The 11,137-nt window shown below is 53.1% G+C and carries 13 protein-coding genes; 6 read left to right on the top strand and 7 right to left on the bottom strand.

Going from position 1 to position 11,137, the window contains the following annotated elements:
* Nucleotides 1-15: 15 nt before the first annotated feature.
* Genes Q1L85_RS02770 through Q1L85_RS02795 form a run of 6 tightly spaced genes read left to right on the top strand, consistent with a single transcriptional unit; the run spans nt 16 to nt 4,331 of the window.
* Entirely contained in the window at nt 16-897 is an 882-nt protein-coding gene (locus tag Q1L85_RS02770; RefSeq protein WP_300425637.1) for a hypothetical protein, read from the top strand.
* 40 nt (nt 898-937) lie between these two features.
* Nucleotides 938-1,783 carry an HDOD domain-containing protein gene (locus Q1L85_RS02775; RefSeq protein WP_300425635.1) on the top strand — a complete coding sequence of 282 codons (846 nt, stop codon included), beginning with the start codon at nt 938-940 and terminating at the stop codon, nt 1,781-1,783.
* Nucleotides 1,784-1,813: 30 nt separating this feature from the next.
* On the top strand, nt 1,814-2,506 hold the full coding sequence (locus Q1L85_RS02780; RefSeq protein ID WP_300425634.1) for a hypothetical protein: 693 nt from the start codon (nt 1,814-1,816) through the stop codon (nt 2,504-2,506).
* Nucleotides 2,493-3,443 carry an alpha/beta hydrolase gene (locus Q1L85_RS02785; RefSeq protein WP_300425632.1) on the top strand — a complete coding sequence of 317 codons (951 nt, stop codon included), beginning with the start codon at nt 2,493-2,495 and terminating at the stop codon, nt 3,441-3,443. The genes Q1L85_RS02780 and Q1L85_RS02785 overlap by 14 nt, the downstream gene beginning before the upstream one ends.
* Complete coding sequence (locus Q1L85_RS02790) at nt 3,436-3,852, top strand: GNAT family N-acetyltransferase (RefSeq protein ID WP_300425631.1); 417 nt, start codon at nt 3,436-3,438, stop codon at nt 3,850-3,852. The genes Q1L85_RS02785 and Q1L85_RS02790 overlap by 8 nt, the downstream gene beginning before the upstream one ends.
* Nucleotides 3,849-4,331 carry a DUF4442 domain-containing protein gene (locus Q1L85_RS02795; protein ID WP_300425629.1) on the top strand — a complete coding sequence of 161 codons (483 nt, stop codon included), beginning with the start codon at nt 3,849-3,851 and terminating at the stop codon, nt 4,329-4,331. Before Q1L85_RS02790 ends, Q1L85_RS02795 begins: the two co-directional genes overlap by 4 nt.
* Before the next feature lie 35 nt (nt 4,332-4,366).
* Here the strand turns inward: Q1L85_RS02795 and Q1L85_RS02800 are convergent, their stop codons facing one another.
* From Q1L85_RS02800 to Q1L85_RS02830, 7 genes are all read right to left on the bottom strand, one after another.
* Nucleotides 4,367-5,674 carry a lipopolysaccharide assembly protein LapB gene (locus Q1L85_RS02800; RefSeq protein WP_300432196.1) on the bottom strand — a complete coding sequence of 436 codons (1,308 nt, stop codon included), beginning with the start codon at nt 5,672-5,674 and terminating at the stop codon, nt 4,367-4,369.
* A gap of 14 nt (nt 5,675-5,688) precedes the next feature.
* Nucleotides 5,689-6,303, bottom strand: coding sequence for an energy transducer TonB (locus Q1L85_RS02805; RefSeq protein WP_300432198.1), 615 nt, complete (start codon nt 6,301-6,303; stop codon nt 5,689-5,691).
* Nucleotide 6,304: 1 nt separating this feature from the next.
* Nucleotides 6,305-6,715: a biopolymer transporter ExbD gene (locus tag Q1L85_RS02810; RefSeq protein ID WP_300432200.1), complete on the bottom strand. Its 411-nt coding sequence runs from the start codon at nt 6,713-6,715 to the stop codon at nt 6,305-6,307.
* A 17-nt stretch (nt 6,716-6,732) separates the two neighbouring features.
* Nucleotides 6,733-7,257, bottom strand: a complete 525-nt coding sequence (locus Q1L85_RS02815) for a MotA/TolQ/ExbB proton channel family protein (protein WP_300432202.1) — start codon at nt 7,255-7,257, stop codon at nt 6,733-6,735.
* 2 nt (nt 7,258-7,259) lie between these two features.
* Nucleotides 7,260-8,630 carry a MotA/TolQ/ExbB proton channel family protein gene (locus Q1L85_RS02820; RefSeq protein ID WP_300432204.1) on the bottom strand — a complete coding sequence of 457 codons (1,371 nt, stop codon included), beginning with the start codon at nt 8,628-8,630 and terminating at the stop codon, nt 7,260-7,262.
* A complete protein-coding gene (locus Q1L85_RS02825) occupies nt 8,627-9,409 on the bottom strand; it encodes a DUF3450 domain-containing protein (RefSeq protein WP_300426462.1) in 783 nt (260 codons plus the stop codon). The genes Q1L85_RS02820 and Q1L85_RS02825 overlap by 4 nt, the downstream gene beginning before the upstream one ends.
* Nucleotides 9,410-9,612: 203 nt before the next feature.
* Nucleotides 9,613-11,034, bottom strand: coding sequence for a hypothetical protein (locus Q1L85_RS02830; RefSeq protein ID WP_300426464.1), 1,422 nt, complete (start codon nt 11,032-11,034; stop codon nt 9,613-9,615).
* Nucleotides 11,035-11,137 lie beyond the last annotated feature (103 nt).

Consider the following 11,137-nt stretch of genomic DNA (forward strand, 5'->3'; position numbering starts at 1 on the left):
GAACAAAGAGACACTATGTATTCAACCAGCGGCTACATCCCTCAGCAGATTTCGCAGGACCGTCCAGCCCGGACGCGCCTGACACTCAGTGCACTGGTCCGCGTGACGGGGCCAGACAGTGAACGCTTCCTGCAGGGACAACTGACCTGCGACGTTAAAAGCCTGACCAGCGACAACTGGACAGCCGGAGCCTGCTGTAATGCCAAAGGCCGGATGGTGGCAAACTTTATTATTGCGCAAACACCGCAGGGGTATCTGCTCAGGCTCCCCGCCGAACAGGCAGACACTCTGATCAACCATCTCAAGAAATACATTGTCTTTTTTAAAAGCCAGATCTCGCTGGCAGAAGACCTGTGCGTGATTGCTGAAGTGCCTGCCACCGCAACAACGGCGGATGCTCATGCCTCTCAGGAGCCCCATCTGACCCTGACCCACGCTGACGGCAGACGGGAATTCTGGATTACAGAAGAGGAAGCCACCGCCTGTCTGCAAGGGCCTCAGTGCAGCGAAGCAGACTGGATCAGCACAGAAATCCGCGCCGGATACGTCTTTGTCACCCAGCAGACCACCGAGGCCTGGGTGCCGCAATACATCGGCTGGCATGAGCTCGGCGGAATCAGCTTTTCCAAAGGTTGCTATACCGGTCAGGAAGTTGTTGCCCGACTCCAGTATCTGGGCAAAGCCAAAAAGAATCTGTATCTGGTTGACGGAAATGACGACCTCCCGGCGGTCACCGCACAGGTCACGGCAGATGGCCGTCATGTGGGCGATCTGGCCGCCGTATCGGGCAGCATCGGGCTGGCGGTGATTTCTTCAGAAGAACGGACCTTAAACGCCACCCTGGCAGAGCAACCCGTCGTTCTCAGCAGGCTCTTCTATACTGAGGAAAATCAATAACTCCGGAGGTGTCTCCGGACAGCCCTCAGGAGCCGGATACATGACTCAGGATCTCGTCGCTAAGGTCAGAGAAGACATACTGCAATTACTCGCCAACGACGAACTCGTACTTCCCACACTGCCGGAAGTGGCGCTGAAAGTAAGAGAGGTTGCAGAAGACGAGAACGCCAGTGTCGTGGACATATCCAGAATTCTGACCCGCGATCCGGCGATGAGCGCGCGTCTGCTGAGGGTCGCCAACAGCCCGATGGTGCGAACGGCTGTGCCGATTACCGATGTGAATTCTGCGGTATCGCGTCTGGGCATTAACTTCACGACCAACCTGGTGGTCGGGATCGCCATGGAACAGATGTTTCAGGCAACCAATGAGTTGATTGATCAGCATATGCGTACCTGCTGGCACCACGCACTCGAAGTAGCCGCTTCGTCTCAGGTTCTGGCGCGTCATTTCACCCGGCTCCCTCCAGATCAGGCGCTTCTCGCCGGGCTGGTCCACCAGATCGGGATACTCCCCATCCTTGCGTACGCAGAAACGAACGATGGGCTTCTGCAGGACAGCCTGTCACTCAATCACGTCATTGAAAAGCTCCATCCTGAGTTAGGTGCGCATGTTCTGCGCTCCTGGGATCTGCCAGAAGCGCTGATTCAGGTGACGGAAGAATATCTTGATTTCAAACGGGACCCGGGCCGCGCCGACTTCACCGATCTGGTACAGGTTTCGGTGCTTCAGTCATACGCAGGTACCGATCACCCGCTGGGCCGCATCGCTCACAGCGACGTCGGTGCCTTCCAGCGCCTCGGACTGGACGCTGAAACCGAAGAGCACCAACTGACCGAACTAGCAGAAGAAACCGAAGCGACTCAGGAAGCTCTGAAACCCGTGTAACCTGCCTCCGGACGCGGCATACTGCTCGTCATGCTGACATTTATCGCTGCGCTGACAATCCTGATTACCTTTGCTGCCCTGCTGCTATGGCTGGGGCGGCTGACTGTTTCATCGCGACAACGCTCGCTGCAGGACACCGCTACCGCACTGAAAGGCACATATGCGCACTGGCACCCGACGCTCACACTGCGACAGGCGGGCCTGCAACTGGTTAACCTGGGCGAAGCCCGCTATGCCCAGCACTGGTGCGAGATTCCTGGAGATTCCGACTGTGCTCCAGCCAGGTTCTGCGACTTTACCCTGATGACCCGCAGCGGCCCACACGCGCAGACACTCGTCATTATGGAGTGCCCTCTGCCTCTGGAGGGCAGGCTGATGATCTCAAGGCGTCGCTGGCTGGATGACGACGTCATGAGCCCGACCCAGGGAAGCCCCATGCTATGTCTGCCTGAAAGTGCCTGCCCTGACCGCCTGCAGGGATGGAACCTGACGGGTTCACCACCCCACCGGATGCTCAGACTATTATCCGAAGAGGTCACGGACTGGCTTTTGGCACATCATCACCTTCACATTGAATGGGCGAATGGCATTCTTCTCGCCTGCCAGCCGGACTATCTGATCGAAGCCTCAGAGCTCTCTCACGTATTGCGCGATGTCACTGAACTTCATACCCGACTGAACCGAACCTGTTTTTCTGCCGGAACCCAAAATGCTGACGAATAATCTGTTAAAAACGATCCCCGCCCTCATACTGAGCGGACTGCTCCTCTCTGGTTGTACCGCTCACCAGCAGGACGCACTGCTCGCCAGGGTCACCGATATGGGACGGGATAAAGCCGGTCTGCAGCTGCATTCGACGCGCACCGTCGACATCGATATGACGTATCTGGAGCGTCAGGGACAAGGCCCCGTGGTGATGATGATTCACGGTTTTTCGGCCAATAAAGATACCTGGCTACGATTTGCCGATTACCTTCCGGAAGACTATCGTCTGATTACGCCTGACCTCGCGGGTCACGGTGATTCCGGCACAGCCGGCTCTTACGATCTGGAAAAACAGGCAGACCGCCTGCACGCGCTGGCAGAAAAGCTGGGGCTGCCGGGCTTTCATATTGTCGGAAATTCCATGGGTGGCGCCATCAGTGTGATCTACGCCAGTAAATACCCCGAACAGATTAAAAGCCTGACACTGATCGACGCAGCCGGGCTTGATGGCGCAGATAAAAGCGAATATTTCCAGATGCTGGATCAGGGAATTAACCCATTAATCGCCACCGATAAAGCATCGTTTGAAGTGCGCATGGACATGGTGATGGAGAAACCGCCAATGCTGCCATGGCCTCTGCGTCCGGCACTGATCCGCCAGACCGTTGCCCGGGCTGATCTGAATAAAGAAATTTTTGCCGATATGATTGCCACGCGGGAGCGCATGAGCGAAGCGGAATTCGGTGCGCAGATAGATGCCACCGTGGAGATGCCAGTGCTCATTATGTGGGGAGAAAAAGACCGCGTGCTGGATGTTTCTGCCGTAGAGACATTCCGTCGCTACCTCCCCCAGGCGGAAGTGAAAATTTTTGAGGGCATTGGGCACGTACCTATGCTGGAAATCCCGCAGGAAAGTGCCGGCACACTGACCGCCTTCATCAGCCGCCTTGACTGAAATCCGCTACGCAACAGTCGTTGAAGCCAACGCTTTATACAAAGACGCTGGCTACAGTGGCCGGGCCGCACCGGGAGATCTCATTGTCGCGGCCTATCGCCATGGGAAACTGCTTGCGGTCGCCCGGCTTATTCCTCAGTCTGGTCATGCCCTCTGGCTGCGCCATCTGTGTACAATGCCGGCCTTCCGCAAGCGCGGCACCGCCAGAGCCCTGTGTCTCTGGATACGGAACAATGTCCGCGCCCCGGTAATAATTTTTCCATTGCCTGAGCTGATCCCTATGTATCAGAGTGCAGGATTCAGAATCACCGACGCCGATCACCTGCCAGCAGAACTGGCACGTCACTGGGCACAGGTAAAACGTAAATACCCGGCATCAGAAGTGATGTCCTCGGAGACCGAACAATGAACCGACTTAATAAAGTGATGAATAACATCGCCCGTTTCCCAACAGGAATGCAGCCTGCCGTGCGCTCGTTTCTGATCGGAAAAATCATCCCCTTTGCCGGTACCGCGGGCTGTCGGGTCGAAGTATTAACCAATAACGAATGCCGGGTCGTACTGAAAAACCGCCGTAAAACCGGCAACCACATCGGCACTATTCATGCTGCAGCGATGGCGCTGGTTGCAGAATCTGCAACCGGATTTGTCTGCGCAATGAACGTTCCCGATAATCGGGTACTTGTCATCCGCTCTATGGAACTGACATACCTTAAACGCACCAAAGGCCAGCTGACCGCCGTTGCGTCTCTGTCTGATGAACAGGTGAGCCGGTTAAAAGACGAAGAAAAAGGAGATATTTCAGTCCCTGTGACTCTGACGGACTCAGAAGGGACTGAAAGTGTGACGGCAACAATGATCTGGGCCTGGACACCGAAGCGCGGATAAGCCACAGAACACTTGCGCCGCTGGCGTCTGAATAATCAGACGCCGGCGTCGGCGATATAAGCACGACGCTGTTGTTCGCTTTCGATATAGTCATGCCACTGATTCGCGACTTTCTCTGCTTCGGGGAACTGCGAAGCCATTGAAAATGTGCGTGCCGCATCTTTCAGGCGATCCATATTAAACTGTGCCAGCCCCTTGATAATCATGGCCTGATACGGCGCTTTCAGGTCGCCAGCATCGAGGGCTTTCTGACTGAAATCAAACGCTTTATCCCACTCCTGACGTTCTGTATGAATCTGCGCCAGTTTAAAATAATCAGCTCCCTTGCGTGATTCTGCCGCAGCTGCCGTCATCGCGATAATTGCCTGCTCGTATTCGTGTGCCAGCATCCAGGCATCACCAAGCAACGACAGATTACGCGCACTACGTCCGATCGTTCCGGTATTCATGCCAATCTCAAGAACGTGTGCAGCCTTATAAGGGATCTGCTGCCCAAGGAGCGCCTGAGCAAAGTTCACCAACTCACGTTCTTTGGTCAGCAGCTTCTGTTCATAGGCAGTTTCAAGCGTCGCCAGCTCTTTATCTGCAAAACCAAGCTCGTTATAGACAGCGGCAAGCTGCACCCAGTACTCGGACTTCGGATGCTCAGCGACCAGGGCCTCCAGGTTTTCAGCCAGCCCCGGATAATCTTTCTGCTGAAACAGTACTGCACGCTGTAGCAGGTACCAGTTTTCCGACACCTTACGACCCGATTCCCGACGCATTGAAATCGCCGTTTCAACTGCATTCAGTGAGTGATCAAACGCCTTACGCTGATACTGAATCTGCGAACGCAGGAACCACGCATCTGCGGTGATTTTATCGGAGTGTTCCATCCACTCGGACAGCATGGCCAGCGAGTCATCGTAGCGCTCCTGTACCATGTAGAGCTTTGACATGGTGTATCTGGTCGACTGCTTCAGGTTGTCGGGCGCATTGCGGATCTCCAGCACCTGGCTGTATGCATCCACGGCGGCAGCATAATCTTCCTTAGCGGAATAAACGTATGCGTACATATTGTGAGTCATGGCGCGTTCATAAGAATTACGCTTGCGCGACTCAAGGCGTTCCAGCGTCTTCAGAGCACCGTCAAAGTCTCCGCCATCTGCAGCATCCCGTGCGTCCTCCAGTTTTTCATACACCACTTCGCGCAGCGTCTGTGTGCGGCGCACCCTGGGAGACGCCGTTTCCGCAGATTCAGCTTCTGCAGCTGGCTCGTCCGGGGCCTCGTCAGCCACACTGTAGCTGACCGGAAGCGCAGCAGTAATGCAGCTGAAAATCACAATGGCAGATAATTTTTTCATTTGACTCTCCTCCGTTATTTATCCAGCTCAAAGCGGATAATGTTACGGACTCCAGGTACCTCAACAGCCTGACCGTCGGTGACCTGTGGTTTGTATTTAAATTTCTTAACCGCATCGAGCGCTGCCTGATCGAATACGCCGGGCGGCTCTGCTTCCAGAACCACCGGATTAACGACAGCGCCCAACGACGATACGGTAAATTCGACGACGACATACCCTTCAATGCCGCGCTGTGCAGCACGACGCGGATAGGCTGGCGCAACCTTCACAATAGGCATTACCTCACCGTCAGAACCAGCCCCGGCAAGACCGGCATCCAGTGACAGGTCGGTTGATATATCCAGAGCACCAAGGTCCAGTGACGAAGCCCCCTCAGCGGCTGACTGTGGCTGCACCATGTCGGGTTTTGGTGGTTCTTTCTGGGCAACGGGTGGTTTCTGAGGCTGACGCTCTTTGGTCTGCACATCTTCTTCAGGCTCATTCATGATGAAGCTCTGAATGCGTCCATAATCGACGGGCTGAAGCACCGAACCACCGCTGGAGATCAGGCTCTGCATCACCCAGAACACCGCGATTGTTGCCGCAAAAGCAACCAGCAGAGCTCCACCAAAGCGCACTGCGACTTGCATATCAGAGCGCCTCAGTTGCCAGAGAAACGTCATACACACCAGCCTGACGGGCGGCATCCATCACCGCAACGAGCTTGCGGGTTTTCGCTTCTTCATCGGCCTGAATAACCACCGTACCCTGAGGATTTTCCGCGTGCAGGCGTTCAATATTCGCCCGCACCTGGCTCTCATCAACGCGACGTTTGTTAATCCAGATTTCATCATTTTCATTGATCGCGATCAGGATATTTGCGCGCGGTTTAGCCTGGGCTGTACTCGCATCCGGACGGTTCACTTCAATACCGGATTCTTTGACAAAAGACGCGGTAACGATGAAGAAAATAAGCATGATAAATACAACGTCGAGCATAGGGGTGATATCAATTTCACCCTCTGCTTCGGCTTGATTCAGATTAGAAAAACTACGTCTCATAATGTCGTTCTCAATAATTAATGGTCGAAATTCAGACGATCTTCGATCCGGACTTTTTCACGTTTGATGTAACGCTCTAACAATGACTGGGCGAAAACTCCCGTCAGTGCTCCAACCATTCCTGCCATCGTCGGTATCGTTGCTTTCGAAATACCCGAGGCCATCGCTTTAGGACTGCCGTTGCCGAAAAAAGCCATCACATCAAAAACTTCAATCATGCCTGTCACAGTTCCGAGAAGTCCGAACAGTGGTGCCATACCAATCAGCATTTTGATGGTTGGCATATTCGTTTCCAGGCTACTGCGCAGGCCGGTAATCAGATCCTGGCGGATCTGATGCGCATTCCAGGACTGCCTCTCAGCTCTGCTTTCCCACTCCCGCAGCGCTTCCTGCATAGCGCGACGATGTGAAAAAACGAAATATGCAGCGCGTTCAAGGACAAACAACCAGAGCAGGAAAATCAGCCCGAAGATGGCGTAGAGGACATCCCCTCCACGCTCCATGAACAGATAAACCGGCTCGTATACGTCACCGAAAAACATGATCAGGCTGCTTTGCTCTGTTGCTGTTCAGACTGGCGTGCAAGAATGCCCGTCGCGCGCTCTTCCAGAATCATAATCAGAGAGCGACTGCGGTTATTCGTCAGTGTATGCAGGAACACACAAGGGATTGCAGCGACCAGACCCAGTACCGTCGTTACCAGCGCCTGTGAAATACCACCGGCCATCAGTTTCGGGTCACCCGTACCGAACAGAGACATAGTTTCAAATACATCAATCATGCCTGTCACCGTACCCAGCAGACCCAGCAGCGGAGCAACGACAGAAATAATTTTGATCCAGCCGATGCCACGGGTCAGGCGAGGAATTTCCGCAGCAATGGCCTCACCCAGATGCAGCTCCAGAGTCTCAGTATCACTACGGCGGTTAGCATTAAATACCGCCATGACACGACCCAGAGCGTTGTTTTCATCCGCTGCATCTGACTTCATCTGTTTGTTAATCCGTGCAGCTTCCGCGTTCAGTACCACCATCCGCCAGAGCGCCAGCAGAATACCGACAGCACCAAGCGCCAGAATGATGTAACCAACAACACCACCCTGATCAACACGATCACCCAATTCAGGAGACTGACCCATGATTTTCAGCAGCTGACCACGGGACGGATCGATCCAGAACCCTGTCAGCGCATTCCCAGAGGCACCCTCAAGTTCTGCTGCTGGCGCCAGATAACGGCTACCCGGTTGCTTATCAAGCTCAACCAGGCGCGCGGATTCAATATCCCAGTTCAAGTACTTGCCATCGGCAACAGCATTAAAACCGCCCACACGGACAACATCGCGCGTTACGGTATCGCCACTTGGCAGAACCACTTCCGCCGGGTAGCTGGCAATGCGGCCACTGAAGGTTGCTTCGCGCTGCATTTCAAACCAGAGGCGCTCCAGCTGACTGATGGATGGCAGCTCAGAAGACGACCCGGCAACGCGGATCAGATCCGTCAGGAATTCATCACGTCCTGGAACTTCAGAACTGATCACTGAACCTTCGAACACACCTTTGGTATCACCAGCAACCTGCTGCAGCACGCCGAACAGTTCTTTAAGGCTACCAAGACGTTCATTCAGCTGATTCTGCGCATCAGCAATCGCGAGTTCATTCTCACGGAACTGGGCTTCCTTATCAGCACTCAGTGCTTCGAGCTGGGTACGCTGTGCGGCGGCTTCATTAACCATCTCAAGCCCACGCTCGCGTGAGCTGTTGAACTCGTTCAGACGCTGACGGAACTGCTGGTCGTCACGAGCCTGACCGGCTTCTACAAGGTTCAGCAGCTCATCCATGCTGACTGATTCAGCGTGAGTGGTAAAAGGCATCACGGCGGCCATCAGACCACCAACAATCAGAGAACGGATTTTCATTTTGAGGTCTCCTGTGGTGCAGCAACAGGCACTTTAATCAGATCCGGAGCGGCCTGCTCACGGGCAATGCGGATACCGGCAATCACTTTGCTCTTATACGCCGGGTCCAGTGGCTGCCAGCTGCGGTCATTAATATTCCAGACGCCCAGTTCCTGTCCATCGAGTGACTGATACATCAGAGCAACGCGGCCAATACGCAGGAAGTCGACCTCTTTTGGATTATCCACAGACAGCTCGCCACGATAGGATTCAATCGTGCGGCCGTATTCAACCTCAGCCTGGAAAGCTTCCATCACCTTACGGTACTTCTCCGCCACAGTAACATCAGAGCGTCCCATCAGTTCGTTCAGGCGCTGCACCCGGTCACTGCGCTCTTCGCGCATAAATGGAACATCCGCCGCAACAAACTGGCTCAGTGAATCAATCATGCGCAGCATCAGCGGCATGATCTGACGCTCTACCAGAGAGGCCTGCGCCATGCTGTTTTCAATGGCCATCATCTCTTTCGCCTGAGCATCCAACTGACGGTTGAGCTGAGCGATATAGACGTTAAGTCCTTCAATTTCCTTCACCAGAACACGGTAATCGCGCTCTGTTGCACGGATCTCTTTATCGATCGTATCGATCTTCTGCTGTGAAGCCTGAGCGCTTTCAACACGCTCTACGCCCTGCTCTACTGCGTCGTCCAGAGTCGCAGCAGAAACAGTGCCGCTGAAACCGATGCCAGCAAATGCAATCGCGCTCAGCAGACGCGATACCTGGCGTTTAGTCGTTGCCATCTTGGTTACCCGATTAGTAAGAATGCCCAGAGTGGGACGTTTCAATATTTCGCGCCAAGAATACGGCTGTTTGATGACAGTTCTGTTACATGACAGAACCGCTACAGAAAAATGACAGGTAATCAGCAGAAAAAGCGTAGAAAAAATAACGAAAAAAGGCAGTCCCGGAGGACTGCCTTAAAGGGGTACTGCTAAGGTATATCTTATTCGAAAGCAGCTGGTACAACAGAAGCTGCCCAGTACCACCAAGCGCTCTCTGCAGCAGTAACAGTCGGGTCAACTGCACCGATGTAGTCAGTTTCTACGAAGAAACCAGTTGAAGCGTTAGCGCTGGTTGCAGTGCTTGCAGACACTGAACCGTTACCACCAGTCACTTCAAAAGCGTTACCCAAGGCAACAGTATCGGTAGTCGAAGAAGAAGACCATCCAGTAATGTTAGATTCTGTAGCACTGTCATCCAGTCGAAGAACATCGCTAGAAGCTGTACCAGTGAACTCTACCAAAGAATCTGAAATAGTTACGTCAGTTTCAGTATTACCGATACGGAACGCCTTAGCATAGTTATCCGCCGCAATCTTACTCAGGTTACCCATAGTCCCAACTTTGCCGCGCATCAGGTAAGCAGAACCTTCGGAACCAGTCTGGAAAGTAATGTTAGTCAGTGTCGGGTTCGAAACAGGCTGTGCTGTATTGCTCAGACCTGCGTTGTCCGCTTCGATACCATTATCACCAGGGTTAGAGATGCCCTGACGTACAAGTGCGAACTGAATATTTCCACGGTAGCCATCATCCCAGTCGATGGATTCATCACCGTTATCTACCAGAATCAGGTTCTTAACGTTCACTGCACCGCCGAAGAACTCAACACCGTCGTCATAGTTGTTGTAAACCATAACGTTTTCAATGGTAGTGCCGTAACCTACAGAGTGGAGCGTGATACCGTTGATTTCGCTGTCAGCAACAACCTCGTAACCGCCTTCAGCAACGATCAAGTAAGAGATGCTACCGCTATTGTCAGCGTCATCATTACCACCATGGTTACCAGTGTCTGCCTCATCAGCCGTATTGCAGATTTCTTCTGGTGAAGCTGCATATTCATTAGCGCACTGGTTGTTCTTAGCGAAGCCTTGAACTACCAGGCCACCCCATTCTTTGTTGCCTTCGTAGTTATCATCGATAGACGACATAACAATAGGAGCAGTAGGAGTACCATTCGCAATAATGTTTGAACCACGCGTAATGATCAGTGTGCCCTTCGAGTTAGAGCGGAAAGCAACACCAGGATTGATAGTCAGAGTCACTTCAGTAGTGTCATCGTAAGAGGTGAGCGTACCAGCACCATCACCAACACGAACGTAATCAGTCATGGTATAAACGTAATCTGTAGTCAGAGTAACGTCTTCCATGATATTTCCACTCAGCAGACAAACAGGCATTTCGACGCCGTCTACTGTGTAAGTCAGATCCAGTTCCTGACCAACACCTACAGAACAAGTACTGTCATTGGTAGTAGTACCACCAGTATTATCGTCATCCGAAGATGAAGATGAAGAACCACCACCACAAGCTGTCAGAGCAACGGCAGAAGCTGCGGTCATAGCGACCAGAAGTTTTTTCAGTTCCATGATTATTCCTTGGGTTAATTAAGCTAAGTAAAAACTGAACGGTGCCTATCCTATGTAGTGTTTGTGACAATTTTGTTAACACCCAAAAAAAAGTCCGGAAACC

The organism is uncultured Thalassolituus sp. (genome assembly GCF_950066645.1).
Classification (GTDB): Bacteria; Pseudomonadota; Gammaproteobacteria; order Pseudomonadales; family Oceanobacteraceae; genus Thalassolituus.